This window comes from Paraburkholderia panacisoli (assembly GCF_008369935.1).
Classification (GTDB): domain Bacteria; phylum Pseudomonadota; class Gammaproteobacteria; order Burkholderiales; family Burkholderiaceae; genus Paraburkholderia; species Paraburkholderia panacisoli.
This window is the reverse complement of sequence record NZ_VTUZ01000033.1, coordinates 61,318-86,266: the sequence shown is the minus strand read 5'-3', so window position 1 is coordinate 86,266 and position 24,949 is coordinate 61,318. Positions and strand designations below refer to the sequence as shown.

The following is a 24,949-nucleotide window of genomic DNA, read 5'->3' as shown; positions in this document are numbered from 1 at the left end:
AGCGACGCGATCTACAGGCGACAAGGAGACGTGATGAACCATGTTTCGCCGGTATCAGATGCTGGACCTGATGTACGTCGCCGCAACGCGCTCGTCGCGCTGCTTCCCGTTGCCGCCGCCGTCCTTTGCTGCGTCACGCCACTGCATGCGCGAGCGGCCGGACCGTTGCCGGCCGGTGGACACTTCGTCGGCGGAACAGGGTCGATCGGCGGCAGCGGCGCCACCTTGACGATCAACCAGAGCTCCGGCCGCGGCGTGGTCGACTGGGACAGCTTTTCGATCGGCGGCAACAATCACGTCGTCTTCGCTAACGCCAATGGCGCCACGCTCAATCGCGTGACGGGCGGCTCGCCCTCGGCGATTCTCGGCACCCTCACCGCCAGCGGCAGCGTCTACCTGATCAACCCGCAAGGCGTCCTGGTCGGACCGAAGGGCGTGATTTCCACCAATGGACGCTTCGTCGCATCGACACTCGACGTGGACAGCACCACCGCCTTCATGAACGGCGGACCTCTGACACTGTCCGGCAACTCGAGCGCGGGCATCGTCAATCTCGGCACCATCGCGTCGAGCGGGGGCGACGTCTTCCTCATCGCGCGAAGCGACGTGACCAACGCGGGCACCGTCCGTGCGCCCAACGGCACGGCGGAACTGGCCGTCGCGCAGCAGGTGCTGCTGCAGGATTCCTCGTCGGGCAAGCAGGTGTTCGTTCGGGCGGGCACGGGCGGGTTGCTGTCGAATAGCGGCATGATTCGGGCCGCGCAGGTCAATCTGCAAGCGATGGACGGCAACATCTACGCGCTCGCCGGCAATCACGAAGCCATCCGCGCAACCGGCACGGCCACGCGCGACGGTCACGTCTGGCTGGTCGCCGGCCATGGTCTGGTACGGCCCGGCGGTTCGATCGAGGCGACCGGCGGCACCGTCGACATGAGCGCGGACACCGTGACCTTCCCCAGAGGCGGCACGTCGGTGAAGGCCGGCCAATGGAACATCTCGACAGCGGGGTTCACGGTCGACGGCAAGGCGGCACGCGCGCTTTCGGCGAGCCTCGGCAACGGCACGTCAGTCGATGTGCAAACGACGGGCGCGAGCGGCAATAGCGGCGACCTCAACGTGAATTCGGGGATCACCTGGCGAGGCAGCGCGTCGTTGACACTCGCGGCCTATCACACGCTGACAGTCAGACAAGGCGCAACCATCGGCAATCAGGGCAGCGGCAATCTGACGTTGCGCGCGGACGCCGCGAGCCTCGACAACGGCGGCGGCGTCGTCAACCACGGCGTCGTTGACTGGTCGCGCAGCACCGGGATCGTCGATGCGCTATACGACATGAACGGGACCTACAGCGCGGGCACGCTGCTTGCCAATTCGGCGTGGACCCGCGCGCCGGGCAGTGGCCAGATCACGCAGATCACCGCGTACAAGCTGATCAACAACGTCACCGACCTGGAAAACATTTCGCAGGACCTGGCGGGCAACTACGCGCTCGGCAAGGATGTCGACGCGGCGGGTGTCGCGCTCACGCCGATCGGCAATCACGCGACGCCCTTCACGGGCCAGTTCGACGGCATGTGGCATAGCGTGCTTAACGCCACGATCCAGATCGCCGATTTCAGTCACGACTACTCGGCCGGCTTGTTCGGTGTGGTTGGACAGGCGGGCGTGCTGCGTGATGTGGGCGTTGAGAATGGCTCGGTCAGCACGAGCTTTCTGGGCAGCGGCATTCTGGCCGGCGTCAACCAGGGCTTGATCACCTCCGCGCACACGACAGGCGTGGCCGCGGAAGCGACGCAGGAAGGCACCACGTTCGGCGGCCTGGTGGGGCGAAACGAGAACACCGTCGAGCGCTCGTGGAGCAGCGCCACAGTCTCGGGTTCCGACGCGAACGGCGGGCTCGTGGGCTACAACCTGGGTTCGATCATGCAGTCGTATGCGACGGGCAGCGTCAGCCCGACCTATTCGACGGGCTTCGGCGGCGGGCTGGCCGGCATCAACGATGGAAAGATCAGCCAGTCGTTCGCCACGGGTGCGGTTCAGACTCGCCTGATGGCGACCCACGGCGTGATCGCCTTTGGTTCCGGCACCCTCGCGCCGGATGTCTACTGGAACACGCAAACGACGGGGCAGCCTTTGAGCGGCGGGACGCTGCCGCTGTCGAACGGGCTCACCACCGCGCAGATGAGCAACCCCGCGAGCTTTGCCGGCTACGACCTGGGTCCGAATGGCGTATGGGCGATGCCGGCCGGCGCCACCCACCCCGTACTGCGCTGGCAGCTTGCGCACTAGGCGAGTCGGGTCGTCCGCCGCCGAACCGGCGCGCGTAACGCGACGCGTGTTCGTGCCTCTGCATCGTCCACTGATCGCGCTAGGTATTGCAGCCGCCGTTCAGTGTTCTCCGGCATCGGCGCAGGCGTGGCGGGACCTCGCGCCGCAGCCTGCCCCGCCGACGCCGCGCCGCGCGCCGCCCCAGCAGTCTCCCGAAGCCGACACGGAAGCCGCGCAGATCGCCGTTAGCAGGCTCGAAGGGTTGATCTTTGAACCCGCGGGTACCAATGCGCCAGCAGCGCTGGCGCCGTCGCAACGCATCGCCGCCAACGATCTGCCGGTACTCGACGCCCAATTTCTAAACGCCTTCGAGGCCGATCTCGGCAAGCCGCTGAGCTTCGCGCGCCTTGCCGAGATCCGCCGCGCGGTAGTCGAGCGTTATCGCGCGGCGGGCAAACCGCTGGTGGATGTCTACGTGCCCGAGCAGGACGTGAGCGCGGGCGTGGTGCATATCGCCGTCGCCGAATTCCGGCTGGGCCAGGTTCGCGCTCGCGGCAACCGCTACTTTTCCGACGCGTTGCTCGAACGCGAAATGCCGCTCGAACCCGGCGGCGCGATCCTGCAGTCGGAGGTGTCGGCGGGACTGACCGTGCTCAACGCGAACCCGTATCGGCGGGTGGACGCGGTCTTTACACCCGGCGATGCGGCGAACTCGACTGACGTGATCCTGCAGACGGAAGATCGCCTGCCGCTGCGCGTGAACGCGGGTTACGACAACGCCGGCGTGCCCGATCTCGGCCGCGATCGCTTCTTCGCGGGCATCGGCTACGGCAACCTGTTCGGGCTCGACCAGCAGATTGCCTATCAATTCACCGCGAGCAACGACTTCTTCAGCGGCAATCCGGACATCGAAGGGCGGCCTGATCGCGCGCGCTTCACCGCGCATGCGCTGAACTACGTCGCGCCATTGCCGTGGGGCGACAGCATCGAACTGTTCGGGGTCTATGCGCAAAGCACGCCACGGCTGCCCGAGAGCTATGGGCAGACCGGTATCTCCGCGCAGATGAGTGTGCGCTACGACTGGCGTCTGCCGGGCACGACCGACACGGCGCAGCAGATCCAGTTCGGCTACGACTTCAAGCGCAGCAACAACGATCTGGAATTCGGCGGCTTTCAGGTGTTCAACTCGAACACCCACGTGCATCAATTCCTGTTGACCTACGACATCAGCAAGCCGACCGATGTGGGAGCCGCGCACGCATCGGCGACGCTCGTCGGCAGTCCGGGGGCACTGGATAGCGCGAACGACGACGCCGCGTTCAACGCCGCGCGACAAGGCGCGACCCCTCGCTACATGTATCTGCAACTGTCCGCGCTGCGCACGTTCGCGCTCGGCGCTGGCGTCACGCTGAGCGCAAGCGGCGCATTCCAGTGGACACCGAACACGTTGTTGCCCAGCGAAGAAATGGGACTCGGCGGAGAGTCCAGCGTGCGAGGGTACACCCCGTACGTCGCGCTCGGCGATCGCGGCTGGAACGTGCAGACCGAATTGCGCGCGCCCGGACTGCCGTTCGGCGCAAGCAGCGCGATCGTTCAAGCTTTTGTTTTTTTCGATGCCGGGCATGTGTGGAATCGCATCGATCAGCCCGCGGAAACCAGTAGCGGTTCACTCGCCAGCGTCGGCGCGGGCGTGCGGTTTCAGTGGTCGCGATTCGTCGACTTTCGCTGCACTTATGGCGTGCCGCTGCGCGCGCCGACCCCGGGTGGATCGAAGGCGCCGATGGTGTTGTTGTATGTTTCGATCGGTAGTTGATTGCCAGGCGGCGGCGCGGGTGGCGTGGCAGCGCGCCGGCATGCACGCTGCTGCTTTCGTCGATCATTGGGCATCAACGCGGCGGCATCTCGGTGCCCATTGCCTATTTTTGAAGATCGGACCGCGCCCGATGACTAGCCTGCTGCCACCGTCCTATCCGCCAGAAGCGCTAGTCGACGTGAGCACGGCTTGAGCCCGCTTCGTGCTGAAGTTCCAGCGTTGCGCCGAGCCTGTATCGACCGGCGCCGGCAAAAGACCCGCGCGATAGAACGTATCGGCAATCTTTTGCTGCTCACCGAAATTCTGCGCGTCCACCGCGCGCACGACATAACTGCGGCGTCCATTTGCGCGCTCGATCGTCGCCGCGTCCAATCCCCAAATCGGCCCCAGCAGCTTCGCCGCATCGTCCGGATGGGCTCGAGCCCATACGCCCGCCGCCGTCAACTGCGCGAACACGGTATTGATCACGTCAACGTGGGCCGCGGCAAAGTTGCTGGACGCCAGGTAGTACCGTTGATAGGAAGCGAGCCCTTCGCCATTGGCCAGAATGCGCACGTGCGGTGCCTGGTCGACCGCCGCGACATACGGGTCCCACGTGATCCACGCATCCACGCTGCCGCGCTCGAATGCGGCCCGTCCATCGGCAGGCGTCAGATAGCTGATGCGCACGTCGGCCGGCGTCAGCCCCGCTTTGGCGAGCGCGGCTAGCAGCAGATAGTGACTGCCTGCGGCCTTGGTCACGGCGATGCGCTGGCCTTTCAGGTCTGCGAGTGTATGCAGCGGTCCGTCGCGTTTCACGATGATGGCCTGAGCGCCAGGCGACGGTGCTTCCTGTGCGACATACACGAAGCGTGCGTGAGCGGCCTGCGCAAAAACCGGGACCGTATCGGCGACATCGGCACTGAAATCGACTGCGTCCGCATTGAGCGCTTCGGTCAGCGGCAAGCCGCTTGCAAACTCATTCCACGTAATGCTCACGCCCAGCGGCGCTAGTGCCTGCTCGAGCGAGCCACGTGCTCTCAGAATCGTGATGAGCGTCGACGACTTTTGATAGCCGATACGCAGTTTCACCGGCGCCGAAGCACTGGCAGCGGTTTGCGCGTGAGCAACACCGACGACGAGCAGTGAAGTCAGCATCGCGCGCGCGAGCAAGCGAAAGAGAGAAAGTGTCACGGCTTGATATTCCGGTCTGTGAACTACGATGAATATGCCATCGTAGCAATGCCGGTTCGCGCGGATAAGCGAGCGTTTTAGCTATGCTTAGCAGTCGGGCGCATAACGAAGAGGCGGACCTTTAAAAAAACAGCAGCGATCGCAATTCGATGCTTCGGCGTGCTGGCGCGTCCGGCGCGGAAGTGGGATCGTCAAACGCGGAATGGGCTGTCATCCGTGCAATCGGATCGCCCGCCGAATCGTAGATTTTCAGCAGCAGGAATTCGTCCGGCGTCATGTGCGGAAAGTAGTACCAGTGGTGCCGCGGGTTGAACACGAGCGCGTAGGTCTCACCAACCTTGTCCGGATAGACGAGGTCCGAGGCGACCAGATCGTTGAGCGCGATGCTGCGCGAGTCGCATAACGCCAGCGGCGACGATTGCACTGTCTCGCCAATGGGCCGCCACAGGTTGACGATCGCCACGCGGCCTTGCAACAACCGCTCGGCTTCTCCCGCTGGCAGATGATCTCGCACCCGGCGCGGCCCCGACACGAACGTCTGGTCGTTATGGATGTACTTGACCGGCTCCCTCACGCCTTCACCGCGCTCAGGCTTGCCGTCGCGCAGCGTGTGATCGAACACGACCACCCTCTTCGCTCCGGTCGCCTGCTTGAGCAGTGCTTCCGCCTCCGGGTAGTAGACGGCTTCGATCTGCGCCGGGTGCGAGAAATCGCTGAGCGCACTCGCATGCCGATGCAGTTCAAAGCCGTTGCGATCGAGCGACAAGCGGCCAGGCGGCGGCGCCACGCGCGCATTCGAAATCTTCACGCGATGCGGCCGGTACACCCCGCTGCGTTTCGGCACGCCCGGCGGCGGTTCGTACTGGTAAGAGACGGGCTTCTCGCCGGTAAATTCAAGGTAATTCAGTTCGGCTTCGACCGCCGTGGCCGTTGCAGGTGTATCGATGACGACATCGCTCATGTTCAAGTCCTCATCACGTTAAAACGATTCATTGAAGGGGCGCAGATCGATTTCCTGCGACCATGCACTACGGCCCTGCCGATGCAGAAACCAATAAGCGTCGGCGATATCGTCGGGATTCAGCAGGCCGTCTGGTCCACGCTCGGCAACACGTTGCGGCGCGGACGTGCGCAGACGCTCCCCGTCGATCCCGCCGTCGACCACGACATGCGCAACGTGGATATTGCGCGGCCCGAATTCGCGCGCGAGGCTCTGCGTGAGAGAACGCAAGCCGGCTTTCGCCGACGCGAATGCTGCAAAAGGCGGACGCCCCCGCAGCGACGCCGTGGCGCCGGTGAAGAACAACGAGCCGCGCCCGCTCGCCAGCAGCGGCTGCAACGCCGCCCGGGCGAACAGGAAACCGCCGAGCGTCGTGACACGCCACGCGGCTTCAAACTGCTCGGCGGTCAGTTCGAGCGTCGCCGCGCGAGTCGCGGCGGCGGCATTGAAAACGGCAACTTCGAGTGTGCCTATGCTGGCCAACTGCCGCGTGATCGCGGCGAGATCGCTTTCACTGGTGACATCGCCGGGCAATGCGATCACGTTGCCGCCAGCGCCGCGAATTTCGTCGGCCAGCGCGTCGAGCCGCTCGCGCGAACGGCCGGTCACGGCAACGGTCAGGCCCTCGCGCGCGAAGCGTCGCGCGAGCGCCGCGCCCAGTCCGGCGCTCGCGCCGACACCGGCTATCCACGCAACACGCGTGGGCTCGTGTTTCTGCTCTTGGGGTTCGGTCATCGGAATCTCCATTGCCCACAGCCGCGGCACGCGACGCGTGGCGGCATCGGGTTCTTCGCTCGGGCGTGGCGTGCGCGCGTCGGAACGACTGCGTGCTTGCGTGGCCGCCCCACCACCCATCACCAGCGTCAGTCGGACGGAATATCGAGCGGCACGACGAACATGCCGGCGGTGTATTCCGTATGAAAGTAGCCGGATTGCGCGTAGGCCGCAATGCGTTCAAGCCTGTCGGGCGAATTGCATGCGGATTGTGGCGGCGGCCCGGCTTGCGGCGCGCGCGCGGACGGGGCGCGTCCTCGCGTTATCCGGTCCACAAGAAAAGTACGGGTGTGCCGAAGTCCGTCCCAGATAGCCAGCGCTGAATTTGCCATCATGCGGCCTCCATCGATTCGATTCATCCTTATTGAATCTAGCCGTCGACGCGGCGAAGAGCAAAGAAGCGTTTGTGGAATGGTTTTCGCGGAACCGGTCAAAACGTGAGCAGGTAGGCGCCAGTGCCACGTCCAGTGCCGGTAGCTGCGATTTTTTGAAACCGTCTTCAGATGACACCGCGAGTGCTAGGATGACGCCTGCGAAGCGTAGTCTTTTTCGCAAAGCACCGCCTGGGTTGCTGATCCTCATGGGAGACTTCTTGCCGGAATAAGCAACCTGCAAGAACGGCCGGAATCCCTTCCCGGGCGGTGGAATAGTTGCGCAGCCCGACACTCAATCAAAGAGGAGACATCAAATGAAATTGTCGAAGCTCCTGCTCGCGAACGTGTTTGCCTTATCGGCCATTGGCTTGACTTCTGTTGCCGCGCATGCTGAAGATCTGCTGGACAGCGTCAAGCAGGCTGGAGTACTCAGGATTGGCCTGGAGGGCACCTATCCTCCATTCGATTCCCGCAATACCGCGGGTGAACTCGAAGGTTTCGACGTCGACGTCGCGAAGGCTGTGGCGGCCAAGCTCGGCGTCAAGCCGCAATTCATTCCCACTGAGTGGAGCGGCATCATCGCGGCGCTTCAGGCCGGAAAATTCGACGTGATCGTCAACCAGGTCACCATCACGCCGCAACGCAAGCAGTCTCTCGACTTCAGCCAGCCGTACACGTACTCGGCTGCGCAATTGATCCAGCGGGCAGACGACAAGCGCGAGTTCAAGTCGCTAGATGAATTCAAGGGCGACAAGAAGCTGGGCGTGACGCTCGGCACCAACTATGACCAGATGGCACGAGCCGTGCCGGGCATCAACGTGCAGACCTACCCCGGTGCGCCGGAAAAGCTGCGTGATCTCTCAAGCAAACGTATTGATGCGACGATCGACGACCGGCTGATGTTGCCGTATATGATCAAGACCTCACAACTGCCGCTTCGTCCGGGCGCAGTGCTCAAGGGAGCGGATCAGGAAATGGGCATCCCGTTCCGCCAGAACAATCCCAAGTTTGCGAAAGCGATCAATGATGCGCTGACCGAGCTGAAGCAGGACGGTACGCTGAAAAAGATATCCCTTCATTGGTTCGGCACCGACGTGACTCAACCGGTCGCGCAGTAACAGCCCACGCGTTCGTGTGCGCCCACGCCGGGCAGTTGGACTGGCGGCGTGGGCGCGCGTCGGTCCCAACCCGTATCCCGTTCGAGGTCGTCAAAGAAGCTGACGGGCAATTGACCGTTCTCTCGATGAGGATCGCGATCCGGTGTTTGTTTGCCGATTGTCGATGATCCCAGCGGCTGTGTCGAATCTCTCGAACCGTCTCGAACCTGGTCCGGTGATGAACCTCTTTTCCGCCCATTGGAACCGAACCGTCAGGCGACGGCCTGCTCGCGGCGTCTAGGCTTCGCGGCGCAAAACCTGTTCGCGGATTGCCGCGCGAAATCTGTCAACGGTCCACGATTCATCGAGTGCGCGGGAGAACAAGCCCTGTTGGCTCTCCGGCGCAAGGCCGCCGAGCGGTGGGTCCCGGTCGAGGTTCGTCGGAAAGGGGTAGCCCTCCGCGCACGAAGCAACCACGGCATCGGCTTCAGCTCTTGTCATGCTCGATGTCCCGAGGCACTCCAGCAGGACCGGGTACAGCGCCTCGCACATCCTCGCGCGATTCAGCGACTCCATTGCACGGCCATAGGCCGATGAAATCTGCAACAGGTTCGCCATCCGCTGCACCGACGCCGTCCGGTTTGAACCGGCTGCGTGAAAGAGCGCCGGATTGAAGAAAAGCGCATCGCCTTTCGCGAGCGGCAATTGCACGAAGTGCGTCTCGAAGTAATCGCGGAAGTCCTGGCGACGCCACGCAAGATAGCCTTCGGCATATCGTTGCGAGAACGGCAGAAGCTTGGTTGGCCCGCTTTCCACCGGCATGTCGCTATGGGCGATCGCGCCTTGCAGCGTGAGAAAGGCCGACATCGCGTGCACATGGGCTGGGTAACGTTCGGCTTCCGCTACGGTCTGAAAGCCGAGATGGTAGTCCCGATGGGCCTGCTGCGCCTCGCCGCCGGGACGCACGACATTGACCTGCGACGTGACCTGAAAGCGAGGACCGAGCCACGCCTCGGCCACGGCGAGAATCGCCGCGCTCGAATAGTAGCGGGCAAACACCGATGGAGCACGCAGACACAGCTTCTCCTGCGCGTTCCAGATCCGGTCATTTGCTCCCGCTTTCGCAAAGTGGTCAGCGGCCGCGGCACCCGCTTCGCGCTCTTCGCGGATGATCGATTCGAAGACTTTTGTAGCGTCATCAACGGGCGTGGTGTCGGCATAGACCCGCTTCAGCACCAGCACGCCCGCCCCACGATTGAATACGTTTGCCCACTCCGCTTGCAGGTCAGCGCGACACAACGGGTCTTCCAGGTCATTGCGAGGCTCGCGGCAGTCGTAGATCGGAACGTGCTCGCATATGTCGGCGGCGAACTTCAGATCGCCGTCTTCCGGCCGGGCCTTCAGCACGGCGACAAAGTCCCGCAGCGAACAATCCTGCTCGCGATACCCACGGCGTGCCGGCGCATCGTTGCGCTCGTCGGTGCTGTTCATGGCGCCTCCTCCTTATCTGGTATCGACAATAGTCCTCCAGCGGGCGCTTGCGGTACCATAAACACCTCAAAAACACATCAATCAGGGAGGCGCCAACCGTGGCTCATCGATTTCTGATGAAGGAAATCGCCCTCCAGGCAGGCCTTGGGCTAGCCACGGTCGACCGGGTGCTGAACGGGCGGAAACATGTTCGCGAGCACACGCGTCAGCGCGTCGAACACGCGATCAAGGAACTGGAGAAACAGCAGTTCCAGTTGGCAACCAGCGGACGCAAGCTGGTTGTCGATGTCGTTGTCGAGGCGCCGCCCAGGTTTTCCGACGAGATACGCGAAGCGCTGGAGTCGGAGCTGCCGGGTCTGCATCCCGCGGTGTTCAGGCCGCGCTTTCTGATGCGCGACACCATGACGACCACCGAGGTCATCGATGCTTTGAAAGCGATCGGCCGCAGAGGCAGCCACGGGATATTCCTGAAGGCGCGGGATGTCCCCGAGATTTCGCACGCTATCGCGGAACTGCAGCAGCGCGGCACCCCCGTCATTACCATCTTCACTGACATTCCACAGTCCGGGCGAATCGCCTATGCGGGACTCGACAACCGGATGGCAGGGGCGACGGCGGCGTATCTCATTGGCCAATGGCTCGTGCACCCGGAGGGCAACGTTCTCGTTACGATGAGCAACGAACGCTTCAAAGGCGAGGAAGAGCGTGAAGTCAGTTTTCGCGAGGAATTACGCCGACGCTTTCCGAAGTTGAAACTCGTCGATGCTAGCGGCGGGCACGGTCTCGACACGCAAACAGAAGAACGCGTAAAACGCGCCGTAGGCCGAAGGAAGAAAATCGCAGCCGTCTATTCGATGGGCGGCGGCAACGTCGCGATACTTCGCGCGCTGCAGTCGATAGGCCAGATGCCGGAGTGCTTCATCGGACACGACCTCGACAGGGACAACGTTCACCTGCTGCGCGAGGGGAAGATCAGTGCGGTCCTGCATCACGACCTCCGGCAAGACATGCGAACCGCCTGCCATCACATCATGCATTTCCATAAGCTGCTGCCTGCTTCGGCCGTCGGTCTCTCGTCGTCGGTGGTCGTCGTGACGCCGGTCAACATCCCCCAGTATGTCGAGCAGCGCTTCGGCAAGCTTTATCCGTAAATGGGCGGTCAACTCGGCCCTTGGACAATTTTGGCACGTTGCGCCGCAGTATGGCACCGGTATAATAGGGTTTATACCTAGGCAATTACCCGGGAGGCCTGTCATGAATACCGCCGCTGCCGCAGTACGTACCCAATCCAACTGGTTTGCACGTTTTCGCGCCCACTGCGCACATGCATGGGCAATCCATCTGCGTACCTGCGAATTGATCGCTGAGTCGCGCCGCGGACTGTTCTAAATCAGTCACCTGCCGGGCGGCGGTTGCGTATGCGCCGCCTTGCGTGCCCGCGTCGCCGTTTAACTTTGGTGGTCGGGCGCATGAGTGACCCGCTCGACGGCGTCACGCACCGACGTATACCGTGATTGAAAGATCGCGTCCTCATCCGGTGCGATGGCGCGGACCGCACGTCGCCTCGACGCGCCATCCTGCGCAATAACTGACCGCGCCGAAAGTCCCCACCCTTTTTCAGTCGCCGCAACCAGCCAGTGCTTTGCGTGGAATTGCGTCGCGACATTTCAACTGCGCGCCCCTAGCGGGTTCACCTCGTCACGCCTCAACGCGCTTTGCTTCGCTTCGGAGGCACGGCGTTATTCGATGCCGCAAAGAACCTGGAAGTTTTGACGATCTCTGGAGAGAGAAGGCTTCTGGAGTCTCGAGACCCTGCAGCGCAGGGTCTGTGATGTCGTCTTTTAAACGCTTATCAGACGTTGACCGGAAGGTCTTTTCGCTTCGTCGCGGGCTTCGCGCTCGCTGAATTGCGCATACTGCCGACCACAAGTTCCGCAACAGCTTCTGCAGTCGCTGCCGAGAGCGTCCACCCTAAATGCCCGTGACCGGTATTGTAGAAAATGTTGCGTCGACGACCGGAGCCAACCTTGGGCAACATGCCCGGAAGCATGGGGCGCAGGCCAGCCCACGGAATGACGCGCGCCGTGGACATATCCGGGAAATGATTGCGCGTCCAGTTGACGAGGGGTTGGATTCGATCCGAGCGGATGTCACGGTTCATACCGTTCAGTTCGGCCGTTCCGGCAACACGGAAGCGATCGGCGCCGAGACGGCTGGTGACAATCTTCGCGTTGTCATCAAGCAGGCTGACCCAGGGCGCAGCTTGCTGGCTTCCTGTATCGTCCAGGCAGACCGTGATCGAATAACCCTTCACCGGATAGACGTTCACGTGGTCTCCTACATACGCGGCCAGAGCACGGCTTCCGACGCCCGCACAAATCACCACCTGGTCGAAGCTATCCGTGTCAGGTTGACCGTCGCGCGCGAACGCAATCCTTAATTCGCCATCCGCAGTCTCAGAGATGGACTGCACGCTCGTGTCATAGCGGAACTCGACACCCAAACGCACGCAGGCTTCTGCAAGACCACGCGTGAACTTATGAATGTCGCCGGTCGAATCTGACTCGGTGAAGAAGCCCCCGTGGAACCGCCCCTGAAGCGCCGGCTCAAGGGCGCGAATCTCGTCAGGCGTCACCGGGCGTCGATCGAGGCCGCCTTCACGTAGCAATGCATTGACCTTCGTCGCCGCATCGAACTCCTTACGGGTGGCATAGAAATGCAGGATGCCGCGTCGTTCAAGGTCGAAATCGATCTGTTCCCGCTCAGCAATCGAGAACATATGCTGGCGTGCCGCGATGGCTAACCGCACTGTTTCGATCGTGTTGCTGCGATAGTTCGGAATCTGGCGCAGGAACTCGCCGATCCAACTGTACTTGTGCCAACTCGGGCGCGGGTTCATGAGGAGCGGCGCGTCGCGGCTAAACATCCAGCGCAGGCCTTTCAATACGGTAGCGCGACTGTTCCAGACCTCGGCGTTGCTGGCTGAGAGTTGTCCGCCGTTGGCAAATGACGTTTCCATTGCCGCATAGCGATGACGTTCGAGAACGATGACGCGGTGACCGCGCCGAGCGAGGGCGTAAGCAGTGGTGACGCCCGTAATTCCGGCGCCAATGATGGCAATGTGGGACATGACATGGTCCAGTGTTCGTTGAGCATTGCCGGCCGATGTTGACCGGCACCAATGCCCCATCTGTCCATGTACCTGAGAGTTTCGCCACTACCGGTTACGGTATTGGCTCCCCTTCGGTGGGCGCGCATGCGCCGCTCTCCAGATGTTCTCGCCGCACGGTCCTTTTGCCTGAGAGTTTCCGGGGCGGTTGCTCCGTCGGCGTCGTCGCGGGTGGACGATCTCTCCCGTACTTCGTTGTAGAACAGCGCAAGGCTACTCGTTCAAAGAAACGACGGCAAGTATTTTCAAATAGACGAAGTCAACTTTCCCCTCGCATGCGTGACAGGCTCAATCACGGTCTGGCGCCGTCCAGGGATTGCTTCGGACTCTCCCGATGTGTATATCGGATCATTGGCATTTTTCCGTTGAATTTGTTTGCCTAGACTCCGTTTCAGATGCACCGCTGGCCCGTCACAACGGACGCCGCTGCAGCAGCGAAGAGGGCGCCCGGTGCGCCGCACCTATCTGAACCCATAACAGGACGAAGGCAATCATGTCTGAAAACAGCTACGAAACCGGCCGGCTCAATTTGCCGTTTGTGGGAATCTGCACGTTCGCGAAGTCTCCGCTGTGTCTTGACTGGGACAAGATCGACGCGGACGTCGCGGTGATGGGCGCTCCATTCGACTGCGGTACGCAGTGGCGCGCGGGCGCAAGGTTCGGTCCGCGCTCGATTCGCGATGCGTCGACGCTATTCTCATTCGGACACGGCGGCGCATACGATTTCGAAGACGACGTCGTCTATCTGCCGAGCGACGAAGTGCGCATTGTTGATATCGGTGATGCGGACATGGTGCACACCAACACGGAGAAGAGTCACGCCAATATTGAGTACGGCGTGCGCAAGATCCTCGCGACGGGCGCGTTGCCGGTGGTGATGGGAGGCGATCACTCGATCAACATTCCGTGCATCAACGCGTTCGAAGGCCAGGAGCCGTTTCATATCGTCCATATCGACGCCCACCTTGATTTCGTCGACGAGCGCCATGGCGTGCGTCATGGCCACGGTAATCCGCTGCGGCGTGCGGCGGAAAAAAGCGTTGTATCGGGCATGACGCAAATCGGCATTCGCAACGTATCGTCTACTGCGCGCGAGGGTTATGCACAGGCACGCGAGATGGGCTCGGACATTATCTCGGTGCGCGACCTTCGGCGCCTCGGCATCCAGGGCGTACTCGACCGCATCCCGAAGGGCGTGCGCTATTACCTGACCATCGATATCGATGGCTTCGATCCGTCGATTGCGCCCGGCACGGGCACGCCGAGCCACGGCGGCCTGCTGTACTACGAAGGACTCGAACTGTTCGCTGGCCTTGCGCAACAAGGTGACGTGATCGGCATCGACCTCGTGGAAGTCGCGCCTGACTACGACCATTCGGGTTCGACTTCGATCCTGGCGGCGCAATTGCTGCTGAACACGATTGGCCGGGTGATGCATCAGCGCAAAGTCAAACGGAATCTTTCCCGCTAACTATTTGCCGCTTCGCGCGGCGCGGCTCACTTCCCTGCCCGCAGCCCGCAGCTGTTTGCAAAAGGCCTGCACGACCCGCGCCGATTCGCCGCCTTTGCGCGTGATGATCTGAAAGTCCAGATGTGTCACGTAGTGCTCGGGATCGATGCGGGCCAATAGACCGCGTTCCACCCAGGGCTGCGCGTAGTGAGGCGGCAGAAAGCCGATGTAGTTGCCCGACAGGATCAGCATCGCGCGGCCTTCGACGTTGTCGACCGAGGCCGCGGCCTGCACAGTGTGCAGCAGCTTGAGCTCCTGGCTGCCGAGGTAAGCGCGCGCAGCCAGGCGCTGCTTGCTGAGTACCGAAACGGGAACACGGCCACTCGCCCTCTCGTATAACGGGTGGGTCGATGCGCAGTAAAGCCCCTGCTCCTCCCGATAGAGCGGCATGTAGTCGAGACCGGGAATCCGCGCGGGAAATGGACCCACGGCCAGATGCAGGCGCCCGTCCAGCACGTGCTGCTCCATGCTGCCTGGCGTTTCGATCTGCACATGCAGGCGGACTTCGGGCGCCATCTGGCCGAACTCGCGAATCGCTGCCGGCAGCGGCGAGTTTTTGTCAGTCAACGTCGCCTCGATCATGCCGAAGCGCAACACGCCGGAAAGCTGATTGCGCAACGCGCCGGCTTCCATTTGAAACGTGTCGACCGCACCAAGCAGACGCTGCGCGGCGGCGTGCAGCTCCGCACCTTCTTCTGTAAGGCGGAAACCCGCCCGTCCGCGTTCGCACAGTCGCAGTCCGAGGCGTGTCTCCAGTTGCGACATGTATTCGCTAATGCTCGATGCGCCGATGTTGAGAATCGGTTGCGCTGCGGCGAAGCCACCGCATTGCACGATGGTTTCGAAGATCCGCAACAGCTTGAGATCCGTGTCCTGAACTTGCATCGCGCCGCCTCTCGATCACTTCGGAAATGACCGAAGCTTATTTCATCAATGGTGCATTTTATTGGGGAATCTGGCCACCCAGAATTGCTGTCAACCCCACTGCCAGAAGTTCGGTGAAGGCAGGCGGACAGCGGGGTCCCAAAGCGATGTTTTCTGTGCCGAAGCGCAACGAGTTCGCCACTTCCGGCGGCAGGGCAATCTGGCACGTCACGATGTGAGGAGAGCACGATGAAAAAGCCGTATGCAGGTGCAAGCTGGTTGGCAGCCGTCGCTTTGAGCATGCTGTCTGTGGGCGCGACGGCGGGCGAGCAGGTTGTCAAAATCGGTTTAACCGGACCCTTAACCGGCCCGCAGGCCGCGATCGGCAAGGACGACGAAAACGGCGTCAGGATGGCGATCGAGCATCTGAATGCCGAGAGGCTCGTGATCGGCGGCCAGAAGATCCGTTTCGAACTGGTTTCGCAGGATGACGCCGCTGATCCGCGTACCGGCGTGACGGTCGCGCAAAGCCTTGTCGACGCCAACGTAAAGGTCATCTTTGGGCCGTTCAATTCGGGGGTCGCGATTCCAATTTCTAATCTGGTGAATGTTTCGGGAATCGTGATGGCGACCGTCGCGTCGAATCCATCGATCACGCAGCACGGATATTCGTTCGTGTTTCGCATTTCCGCCAGTGACACGCAACTTGGCAGCCGCATGGGTGAATTTGCGGCAAAGGAACTGAAGGTCAAGCGCATTGCGGTGATTGACGATCGCACCGCATATGGCCAGGGCGTCGCCGATGAATTTATCAATGCCGCTAAAGCCAGCGGCATCGAGATTGTCGATCGGGAATATACAACCGACAAGGCGACCGACTTCGTCTCGATCCTCACACACGTCAAGGGTGCGAACGCGGAAGGCATTTTCTACGGCGGTTACTACGCGCAGGCCGGTGCGCTGCGCAAACAGATGAAGCGCCTTGCGATGAACGGCTATCTGCTCGGCGGCGATGCCATGTGCAATGCCGAACTGGCGAAACTCGGCGGCGATGCGGTCGATACACGCGTATATTGCCCGCAAGGCGGCCCCGTGCTCGATCAGACGCCACAAGGCCGACAGTTCAAGGCGGACTACAAGCAACGCTTTCATACCGACCCGTTGACCTACAGCGCGTCCCTATATGATGGCGTGAATATCGTTGCGCAGGCAATGCAGAAAGCCGATTCGATCGAACCGGCCCAGTATCGTGGTGCGCTGGCTGGCATCGATGCTCACGGCGTTTCAGGACACTACCGGTTTGACAGGAACCGCGACCTGACGGACTCGCCAATCACGATTTATACCTATCGCAATGGTGAGCCGACGCCGCTGGCATCTTCACAGCCCTAGGCTTATGTCGCCCAACCCGGGCGAGGGATCGCGATGCATGACACTGCTGCAGTTGCAGCCGCGTCATGCGCAGCGTGGGGTGCGTGAGGCGTCTTGCCGCCGTCCCTGTCACGCCCCCTAGGTGATGGCCCTGCGGTATGGCACGGACGCTGCGACAGCCTTACACCGTGTGCGCTGTCCGCTGGACCATACGGTAGCTTTCCATCAAGTCGATCATGAATACCTGCAGGATGGTCGGGGGCACGGCGGCCCGCCGTGTGATCGCGCAAAATGGCCAATGGGTACCGAACTGCTCCGGGCATATCTGACGCATCTCGCCGCGCGCGACCCATCGCATAGCGTAGTGAATCGGCAAAAATCCAATGTAAGCGCCCGATAGAATAAGGATCGCCTGCGCCTCGATATTGTCGACGGTTGCTGCAGCTTTACTGACCTTGAGCATTCGCAGGTCGTGCTGCTGCAGGTACCCCCGCGCTACTACACGGCTGGATGCGATGGCTTCGTCGAGCGCGACGTCGCCTGGCGATCGGCCGGCGAGCGCGTGAGCCTCCCCACAATAAAGTCCATCCGGTTCGCAATAGAGGTCCGTGTAGGTCAGCCCCGGCACGTGCAGCGGAAAATGCCCGACTGCGATGTGCAACCGGCCATCCAGCACACGTTCCTCCAGTTCGGCAGGCGTGCCGACGTAGACATCCAGATGCACGTCGTGCCCCCTCGATACGAACGCTTGCAATGCCTGCGGCAGGGGCGAAGCCGAGTCGGTCACCGTGTTGTCGATGATGCCGAGGTACAGCCTCCCCGAGACGTACTTTTTTAATGCATCGGTATCCACACAGAAGTTTTCAACCGCCAGTTGCAACCGCTGCGCCGCCTCGTAAGTCGCCACGCCGTGTTCGGTGAGACGGAAGCCGCCACGCCCCCGCTCGCAAAGCTTGAGCCCCAGGCGCGTTTCAAGCGTCGTCATCTGTTCGCTGATGGTCGACTGGCTGACGTTCAGGGTCGCCTGGGCGGCTGAAAAGCCGCCGCACCGCACCACTGTCATAAAAACCCTCAGTAGCTTGAGGTCCACGTCCTGCAACTGGATCACCGTCGTCGCTCCCTTTGCGCCGTTTGCTTCGATATTTCCGATATGAACATCTGAACCACGTGATTTTTACCCGCGGCGATGTCGTCCATAGTCTCTCAAAAGGCCGCGCTGCCACAAGCCGCATTTATATCGATGGCTCCGATGGGTTGTGAACTGATGAGACTCCCGTCGATCTCGTCAGGGGCTCGTCAAAGCGTTGCAGGATCAGACGCACCCACGCGCACGAAACTGGCTCACCAGAGGCCATGCAGCAGTTAATCCGTAACACAGGAGACAATGATGGATAAGGTCGTACAAAATTACCTGGAGAAATTCGGTATCCGGGAAGAGACACAACGCTTTCTCACCAGGCCGCAGAGGATGTTTATCGGGGGTGCCTGGGTTGCGCAAGGAGACCGGGAGTCCTGCGCGGTGCTCGAACCGTCCACCGCAGGCGTGATCACGCACATTCCCTTAGGCACGGCCGCCGATCTGGATCGCGCGGTCGAAGCTGCCCGAAAGCAGTTCGACGGGGGACCGTGGCGAAGGCTCAAGCCCCTCGAGCGCGAACGGCTTCTCCATCGTCTCGCCGATCTGATCGAGGCGAATGCAACGGAGTTGGCCGAGATCGAGTCGATCGACGTAGGCAAGTCTGTCGCCAATGCGCGTGACGTCGACGTTCAAGGCACGATCGACACCTTCCGTTATTTTGCCGGCTGGGCCTCAAAGCTCCACGGCCGCACGGTAGAACCCTCCCTGCCTGGCGACTACGTTGCCTACACGCGCAAGGAACCGGTCGGTGTCATCGGCGTCATCGTCCCCTGGAACTTCCCGCTGCAAACGATGGCGTGGAAGGTGGCGGCCGCGCTCGCCGCGGGTTGCACCACCGTCATCAAGCCGGCCGAACTCACGTCACTGTCCACGCTTCGCTTCGCGGAGTTAGTGCACGAGGCGGGGATCCCAGACGGCGTCGTTAACGTCATCACGGGACGAGGGCGCGACATTGGCGCGGCAATGGCGGCCCATCCAGGTATCGACAAGACCACATTCACCGGTTCCACCGAAGTGGGCCGCACTGTCGGGCGCGCGGCCGTGGGCGGCATCAAACGCGTCACGCTCGAACTGGGCGGAAAATCGCCGGTGCTGGTGCTGGAAGACGCCGACATCGAGGCGGCTGCCCAAGCGGTAGCAAACGGCATCTTCTTCAATTCCGGACAGGTGTGCGATGCGGGGGCACGGGTTTACATCCAGCGCGGCATCCACGACAGGTTCATTGGCGCGTTGATCGAACATACGCGCAAGATGAAGATCGCGCCTGGCCTTGATCGGGATTGCTTCATCAGCCCGCTCGTATCTGCGCTCCAGAAGGATCGTGTCGAATCCTATATTGAAGCCGGGCGGCGCGAAGGCGCGGAAGTTGCATATGGCGGCCATGCACTGGACCGGCCAGGCTACTTCGTCGAACCGACCATCTTTACGCATTGCCGCAGCGAAATGACGATAGTCCGCGAAGAAATCTTCGGTCCGGTACTGGTGACGGCGCCCTTTGACGATATAAGCGATGCGTTGTCGCTGGCGAACGACTCGCCATACGGCCTTGCCGCCGCGATTTACTCCAATGACCTGAACCGCGTGCATAGGCTGATTCCAGCTTTGCGCGCCGGCACGGTCTACGTCAATGCGCACAGCACTATCGACCCGTCGATGCCATTCGGTGGATTCAAGGAATCCGGCTTTGGCAAAGACCTCGGTCCCGAACAACTCGATCATCTGATGGAGAGCAAGGCGGTCTGGATCACGCTGCACTGAGCCGTCAATCCGCCGGCGACGCCCCAAACGAACGTGAGCCAGCGCCGCGTGACGAGTGGGTGTCGCGGCCGGCATGCATGACCGCTCTATCCTCGTTCCATCAACCTCTCATTCGAGCCAGGGGTACATGATGCAAGCAGCAGACGAAACAGTGAATGGCACCGTAGCCGCGGTTGAGCACGGCGCCATCGAGGGTCATTCGATAGATTTTATTCCGGATAACGAACGAACCGACAAGTTATCCAGACAAGGACCATTCTGGTTTCTGGGCAATTTTACTTTCTTCACCATGACGATTGGCTTTGTCGGCCCCAGCATTGGACTGAGCGCGCTATGGACCACTGTAGCCGGCACGCTGGGCATCATGTTCGGCACATTGTTCATGGCCTTTCACGGATCGCAGGGTCCTCACCTTGGCTTACCGCAGATGATTCAGTCGCGAGCGCAGTTCGGCTATCGCGGAGTTATCGTCGTCCTGTTGGCGACACTATTCGTGTTCGCTGGGTTCAACATCGTCAACCTCGTGCTGATGATGCAGGGCCTCAAAGCACTGTTCAACTGGGACCCCGTCAAGGTGGCACTGGCTGTGACCTTACCGGCTTCGATTCTGGCGATTCTCGGCCACGACTGGATGCACCGGAGTTTCAAATGGGCTTTGTATCTGTCGTTACCCCTTTACGGACTCGTCACGGTAGCTGTTCTGATGCACTGGGTGCATGACGTGCCACTCGCCGCAGTCGCGCCGGGCGCTGCGCCCACGCCACCGCTGGGCTTCGGCTGGATCGCTTTCATTGCGCAGTTCGCAGCAGCCGCCAGCTACAACATCGCCTACGCACCCTATGTATCCGACTATTCGCGCTACCTGCCGAAAAACACGCCGAGCGGCAAACTGATTGCCGCCGTGTTCCTCGGCGCATCGCTGTCGGGGGCGTGGATGATCGCGATTGGCGGCTGGCTGGCGGACCATCTGCACGCGACCGATGTGCTAGTTGCGTTGAATCAGGTGGGTAGCGACTTCTCACCGGGGATGGGAAGCGTTGTGGTTGGCGTCACGATTCTGGCGTTTCTACCGGTCATCGCGATGAATATATACAGCGCAAAACTGACGACTATCACGGCAGTTGATTCGTTCCGGAAAGTCCAAACGACTCCCAGGACTCGGATTCTGGCGATTCTCTTTGTAGTGATCCTTCAGCTCGGCGTGGCCATCAGCATCTATACCTCAGGTAAGGGTCTTTCCGTCCTGAACATTTACCTGATCGTCATGCTGTATTTTCTGGTCCCCTGGACGGCTGTGAATCTGACGGACTACTTTTTCGTTCGCAAGGGTCGCTATGCCATTCCACACTTCTTCCTGCCTCACAACAACCTGTATGGAAAATGGGGCGCGCGTGGTCTGATTGCCTACGCGATCGGCTTCGTCTCGATGATTCCGTTCTTCTGCGTGCTCGACGGCGCTAACGAGGTGTATGTCGGGCCGCTTTCCCGCGCGATGGGCGGCGTCGATCTGGCCTGGCTGGTCGGTCTGTTCGTCTCGGGCATTGCGTACTACGCATTGTCGCGCTCGCTCGACCTGAAGCACGAAGAGTCTGTCATCACGTCTATCGAGAAGACGTCACCGCAATACACCACCGGCGACAAAGGTCGCTACTGAACCACAGACGACCCCGTCAAGATACAGGAAGCAGGCAAATATCATGGCTACCGAGAAATTCGATTACATCATAGTTGGTGCTGGATCGGCCGGGTGTGTATTGGCCAACCGGCTTACCGAGGACCCAGCGGTCCGCGTTCTGGTGCTGGAATACGGCGGAAGCGATCGCAGCGTCATCATTCAGATGCCGAGCGCGTTTTCGATGCCGATGAATACGTCCAAGTACAACTGGCGCTATCAGACGGCCCCCGAAGCTCATCTGAATGGTCGCCAGCTGCATTGCCCGCGCGGCAAGGTGCTGGGTGGATCGTCGTCCATCAATGGCCTCGTTTATATTCGCGGGCACGCTTGCGACTTCGACGAATGGGAGGAATTGGGTGCTCGAGGCTGGGGCTATCGCAACTGCTTGCCTTATTTCCGGCGTGCGGAGACCTACAAGTTTGGAGGCGACGAGTACCGGGGCGCAGCCGGGCCGCTGTGCACCAACAACGGAAACAACATGGCGAATCCGCTGTACGGCGCCTGGATCGAGGCGGGGGCGGAGGCCGGATACATCAAGACAGAAGACTGCAACGGTCATATGCAGGAGGGCTTTGGCGCAATGCACATGACTGTCAAGGATGGTGTGCGCTGGTCCACCGCCAACGCTTACCTACGCCCCGCGATGAAGCGGCCCAATCTGACCGTGGTGACGAATGCGATGACACGCCGCGTGATTCTCGAGGGCAAGCGCGCCGTTGGGGTCGAGTACGATCAGGGCGGGAGCACGCACATCGCGCGATGCCGTGCTGAAGTATTGGTCGCCTCCGGCCCGATCGGTTCGCCTCACCTGCTGCAACGCTCTGGAATCGGGCCGGCTGAGGTGTTGCGCAAAGCGGGGATCGAGGTCAGGCATCACTTACCCGGCGTGGGGGAGAATCTGCAGGATCATGCGGAAATTTATATTCAGTATGCCTGCAAGGAGCCCGTCACCCTCAATGCGAAAATGGACCCGTTCAGCAAATTCATGATCGGGCTGCGGTGGCTGTTGTTCAAGGATGGTCTGGGAGCCAGTAACCACTTTGAGGCCGGCGGATTTATCCGGTCAGAGGCGGGTTTGCGCTGGCCGGACATTCAGTTCCATTTCTTGCCCGCCGCCATGCGCTATGACGGCGACAAGCCGTTCAAGGGACATGGGTTCATGGTGCTGACCGGACCGAACAAGCCGAAGAGCCGAGGCTACGTACGGTCGATATCGGCCGATCCCTATACGCATCCGGAGATCCGCTTCAACTATCTGGATCGCGAAGAGGATCGCGAGGGATTTCGACGCTGCGTCCGCTTGACGAGAGAAATCATCGGACAGCCGGCGATGGATCGCTACCGCGATGTCGAACTCGCTCCCGGTCCGGACGTTCAAACGGACGAACAGATCGACGTCTTCGTCAGAGCAAATCTTGAAAGTACGATGCATCCATGTGGATCGTGCCGCATGGGAGAGGACGGCATGGCGGTGGTCGATTCCGAGTTGCGAGTGCATGGCATCGCAGGCTTGCGGGTGATCGATTCGTCGGTATTCCCGACCGAGCCCAACGGCAACCTCAATGCACCGACTATCATGCTCGCGGAGCGAGCTTCGGATCTGGTACGCGGCGTTTCCATGTTGCCGCCGTCCACCGCCGACGTGGGCTTTGCCGAGGGGTGGGAGACGCAGCAACGTACGCATGCGCCGGCGCGAAATCTGTTTGTCGAGTAGGTTGATCGCCGACGCTGAGAACGGAGGTCGCTTTCCTGGTATCGAATAGGGATGATGCGACCCGCCACGACCGAAGAGCGTTTAGCCAGGGCGCGCCGGGCGACCGTCAGATGCTAGACGAACTTCGGTCATTCGTTTCGCCTTGTTGAAGGGCGGCTGCGGGACCCCGAGCGGCCCCTTGAGGGATCGTAGCGGCAACCGCAGGTTTCGATGTCAAACGGTCTTCCGCTAATCAAAGAGCAGAACTCCTTCGTCGGCTCAAATGATGTCTGTCCCCTTCTTCCCCAGCGGCAATGTCACGCGGAAAACTGTTTCGGCCGGACGTGAGCAGGCTTCGATCGTACCGCCATGCCGGTTGACCACGATACGATAGGCGACGTGCAGCCCCATCCCCAGGCTATGCCCCTGCGCCTGACTGGCCTGCTTCGACGTAAAGAAAGGCTCGAACAGGTGCGGTACGACTTCCCGCGGAATACCGGGCCCAGTGTCGATGATCTCGACCATCGCATGGTCCGCATGGCGGCGCGTGCGAACAGTCAGTTCGCCGTGCCCGTTCATCGCCTCGACGGCATTTTCGATGATCCGGGTCCACACCTGGTTGAGTTCGCTGCCATACACCGGAAGACGCGGCAGGCTGCGGTCGTAGTCGCGCACAGTCACAATGCCAGGGTTGAGTTCATGCGCCATCACGGTCAGGGTATCTTCGATGCCGTCGTGAATGTCGACTTCCTGCCGCGGTCCCTGATCCATGTACGAGTAGGACTTCACGGCCTTCACAATATCGGAGATCCGGGCCGCGCCGCGCATCGCCTCGTGGATCACCGAGCGAAGCTCCAGGACCTGGGCGATCCACGAAACGGCCGCATCGAGTTGCTCCGCGTTCAGGCGGGCAGCCAGTTGCCCGAGCGCATCGGAGGTGATCCCATGCGCGACAAGGCAGGGAGCCGCCAGCCACGGCTTGGCCACGCCATGGGTAGCAAGCCAGTCACCGAGCAGCGACTCCGCTTCGCCTTGCCGCAGCGCATCCGCGGCACTCACGCCGGCCTGCTTTGCGCCGCGCGCGGCCAGGGCTCTCAGTTCATCGACGGCCTCGCGAGGGACTGCGCGCAAGCCAAGCGCCAGAGCAGAATCCTCGATCGCCGCAAGTCCGCCAAGCATGTGGTCGAGTGCCCGTGTCATGGCTGACGCGGGATTGTTCAGCTCGTGCGCGAGCCCCGCCGAGAGCTTCCCCAGGGCGGCCAGCTTCTCACGATTGCGTCCAGCCGTTTCGAGCGCGGTAAGCCAGTCGGTCATCACGCGGGCGACGACGCGCGTGAAGGAGCCGCACGACACGAACAAATCGCGGAAGGCCGCTTCCGGAAGCCGCGCAACCCGGCAATCGGTCGCAGCCCTGAGCGTTGCCGGATAGGGAATCGAAGCAACCAGGCATGGTGTGCCGAAGATTTCGGGTGCGACGAAGCGTTCGGTGGAAAGCTCGCCTTCGGCGCGTCTCGTCGTCCTGACCTCTCCTTCAAGCAGAAGAAGCAGACTGGTGCTCATCTCACTTTCCTCGAGGAGCACGTCCCCCGCCTTGGCGGCGAATTCGGTCAGGTTGTCGCACAGCCATTGCAGACGCTCACGCGGAAGGTCCGCAAAGACCGGCATCCTGCCAAGCTCGTCGAGTTCGATCATGATTCGCTCCCGCCTCGCGAGTCAATACAGGCGAGGAAGCGGTGCCGTCATCCGGTCGTTTCCCGCGAGCGCACGGCCGCGGCCTCCAG

20 protein-coding genes, 1 pseudogene and 1 riboswitch are annotated in these 24,949 nt (G+C 61.4%); of the genes and pseudogenes, 11 read left to right on the top strand and 10 right to left on the bottom strand.

All coding sequences use genetic code 11. The features are described from left to right. Positions 1 to 33 precede the first annotated feature (33 nt). Both FVF58_RS35395 and FVF58_RS35390 read left to right on the top strand, forming a co-directional pair. The gene (locus FVF58_RS35395) at positions 34 to 2,289 is read left to right on the top strand and encodes a two-partner secretion domain-containing protein (protein WP_149674367.1); all 2,256 of its coding nucleotides are present in this window, start codon (positions 34 to 36) and stop codon (positions 2,287 to 2,289) included. Beyond that, positions 2,225 to 4,081: a ShlB/FhaC/HecB family hemolysin secretion/activation protein gene (locus tag FVF58_RS35390; protein ID WP_425468998.1), complete on the top strand. Its 1,857-nt coding sequence runs from the start codon at positions 2,225 to 2,227 to the stop codon at positions 4,079 to 4,081. The genes FVF58_RS35395 and FVF58_RS35390 overlap by 65 nt, the downstream gene beginning before the upstream one ends. Before the next feature lie 153 nt (positions 4,082 to 4,234). On the opposite strand, the gene FVF58_RS35385 is transcribed toward FVF58_RS35390, so the two are convergent. The 4 genes from FVF58_RS35385 to FVF58_RS35370 all read right to left on the bottom strand — a co-directional run bounded on the left by FVF58_RS35385 (position 4,235) and on the right by FVF58_RS35370 (position 7,363). Further along, complete coding sequence (locus FVF58_RS35385) at positions 4,235 to 5,218, bottom strand: aliphatic sulfonate ABC transporter substrate-binding protein (RefSeq protein ID WP_149674401.1); 984 nt, start codon at positions 5,216 to 5,218, stop codon at positions 4,235 to 4,237. 157 nt (positions 5,219 to 5,375) lie between these two features. Continuing rightward, positions 5,376 to 6,215, bottom strand: a complete 840-nt coding sequence (locus tag FVF58_RS35380; protein ID WP_149674366.1) for a CmcJ/NvfI family oxidoreductase — start codon at positions 6,213 to 6,215, stop codon at positions 5,376 to 5,378. Between the two features lie 18 nt (positions 6,216 to 6,233). After that, a complete protein-coding gene (locus FVF58_RS35375) occupies positions 6,234 to 6,989 on the bottom strand; it encodes an SDR family NAD(P)-dependent oxidoreductase (protein ID WP_149674365.1) in 756 nt (251 codons plus the stop codon). Positions 6,990 to 7,117: 128 nt separating this feature from the next. Then, entirely contained in the window at positions 7,118 to 7,363 is a 246-nt protein-coding gene (locus FVF58_RS35370; RefSeq protein WP_149674364.1) for a hypothetical protein, read from the bottom strand. 353 nt (positions 7,364 to 7,716) lie between these two features. On the opposite strand from FVF58_RS35370, the gene FVF58_RS35365 reads away from it, so the two are divergent. Further along, entirely contained in the window at positions 7,717 to 8,520 is an 804-nt protein-coding gene (locus FVF58_RS35365; RefSeq protein ID WP_149674363.1) for a transporter substrate-binding domain-containing protein, read from the top strand. A 276-nt stretch (positions 8,521 to 8,796) separates the two neighbouring features. Here FVF58_RS35365 and FVF58_RS35360 read toward each other — a convergent pair whose 3' ends face one another. Then, a complete protein-coding gene (locus FVF58_RS35360; RefSeq protein WP_149674362.1) occupies positions 8,797 to 9,990 on the bottom strand; it encodes a phytanoyl-CoA dioxygenase family protein in 1,194 nt (397 codons plus the stop codon). Between the two features lie 116 nt (positions 9,991 to 10,106). On the opposite strand from FVF58_RS35360, the pseudogene FVF58_RS54910 reads away from it, so the two are divergent. After that, positions 10,107 to 10,172, top strand: a pseudogene (locus FVF58_RS54910) (hypothetical protein); the annotation flags it as partial. Here FVF58_RS54910 and FVF58_RS53250 read toward each other — a convergent pair. Beyond that, on the bottom strand, positions 10,140 to 10,352 hold the full coding sequence (locus FVF58_RS53250; RefSeq protein ID WP_246217311.1) for a hypothetical protein: 213 nt from the start codon (positions 10,350 to 10,352) through the stop codon (positions 10,140 to 10,142). The pseudogene FVF58_RS54910 and the gene FVF58_RS53250 sit on opposite strands and share 33 nt — an antisense overlap. A gap of 27 nt (positions 10,353 to 10,379) precedes the next feature. On the opposite strand from FVF58_RS53250, the gene FVF58_RS35355 reads away from it, so the two are divergent. Then, a complete protein-coding gene (locus tag FVF58_RS35355) occupies positions 10,380 to 11,141 on the top strand; it encodes a substrate-binding domain-containing protein (protein WP_246217310.1) in 762 nt (253 codons plus the stop codon). Positions 11,142 to 11,842: 701 nt separating this feature from the next. On the opposite strand, the gene FVF58_RS35350 is transcribed toward FVF58_RS35355, so the two are convergent. Continuing rightward, the gene (locus tag FVF58_RS35350) at positions 11,843 to 13,120 is read right to left on the bottom strand and encodes a D-amino acid dehydrogenase (RefSeq protein WP_149674360.1); all 1,278 of its coding nucleotides are present in this window, start codon (positions 13,118 to 13,120) and stop codon (positions 11,843 to 11,845) included. Positions 13,121 to 13,266: 146 nt separating this feature from the next. Then, positions 13,267 to 13,357, bottom strand: a riboswitch (glycine riboswitch). 295 nt (positions 13,358 to 13,652) lie between these two features. Between FVF58_RS35350 and speB the strand changes: the two genes are divergently transcribed. Continuing rightward, positions 13,653 to 14,630 (top strand): agmatinase, encoded by a 978-nt coding sequence (speB, locus tag FVF58_RS35345; RefSeq protein ID WP_149674359.1) that lies wholly within the window; start codon positions 13,653 to 13,655, stop codon positions 14,628 to 14,630. Here the strand turns inward: speB and FVF58_RS35340 are convergent, their stop codons facing one another. Continuing rightward, entirely contained in the window at positions 14,631 to 15,554 is a 924-nt protein-coding gene (locus tag FVF58_RS35340; protein WP_149674358.1) for a LysR family transcriptional regulator, read from the bottom strand. A gap of 26 nt (positions 15,555 to 15,580) precedes the next feature. On the opposite strand from FVF58_RS35340, the gene FVF58_RS35335 reads away from it, so the two are divergent. Together FVF58_RS35335 and FVF58_RS35330 are read left to right on the top strand one after the other, a co-directional pair. Beyond that, positions 15,581 to 15,772 (top strand): hypothetical protein, encoded by a 192-nt coding sequence (locus tag FVF58_RS35335; protein WP_149674357.1) that lies wholly within the window; start codon positions 15,581 to 15,583, stop codon positions 15,770 to 15,772. 10 nt (positions 15,773 to 15,782) lie between these two features. After that, entirely contained in the window at positions 15,783 to 16,925 is a 1,143-nt protein-coding gene (locus tag FVF58_RS35330) for a branched-chain amino acid ABC transporter substrate-binding protein (protein ID WP_149674356.1), read from the top strand. A 160-nt stretch (positions 16,926 to 17,085) separates the two neighbouring features. Here FVF58_RS35330 and FVF58_RS35325 read toward each other — a convergent pair whose 3' ends face one another. Next, positions 17,086 to 18,012 carry a LysR family transcriptional regulator gene (locus FVF58_RS35325; RefSeq protein ID WP_149674355.1) on the bottom strand — a complete coding sequence of 309 codons (927 nt, stop codon included), beginning with the start codon at positions 18,010 to 18,012 and terminating at the stop codon, positions 17,086 to 17,088. 279 nt (positions 18,013 to 18,291) lie between these two features. Here FVF58_RS35325 and FVF58_RS35320 point away from each other — a divergent pair, with 279 nt between their 5' ends. The 3 genes from FVF58_RS35320 to betA all read left to right on the top strand — a co-directional run bounded on the left by FVF58_RS35320 (position 18,292) and on the right by betA (position 23,189). Then, positions 18,292 to 19,800 carry an aldehyde dehydrogenase family protein gene (locus FVF58_RS35320; RefSeq protein WP_149674354.1) on the top strand — a complete coding sequence of 503 codons (1,509 nt, stop codon included), beginning with the start codon at positions 18,292 to 18,294 and terminating at the stop codon, positions 19,798 to 19,800. Positions 19,801 to 19,927: 127 nt separating this feature from the next. After that, the gene (locus FVF58_RS35315; protein WP_149674400.1) at positions 19,928 to 21,454 is read left to right on the top strand and encodes a purine-cytosine permease family protein; all 1,527 of its coding nucleotides are present in this window, start codon (positions 19,928 to 19,930) and stop codon (positions 21,452 to 21,454) included. 43 nt (positions 21,455 to 21,497) lie between these two features. Continuing rightward, complete coding sequence (gene betA, locus FVF58_RS35310) at positions 21,498 to 23,189, top strand: choline dehydrogenase (protein WP_149674353.1); 1,692 nt, start codon at positions 21,498 to 21,500, stop codon at positions 23,187 to 23,189. A gap of 258 nt (positions 23,190 to 23,447) precedes the next feature. Here the strand turns inward: betA and FVF58_RS35305 are convergent, their stop codons facing one another. After that, a complete protein-coding gene (locus tag FVF58_RS35305) occupies positions 23,448 to 24,860 on the bottom strand; it encodes an ATP-binding protein (RefSeq protein ID WP_149674352.1) in 1,413 nt (470 codons plus the stop codon). Positions 24,861 to 24,949 lie beyond the last annotated feature (89 nt).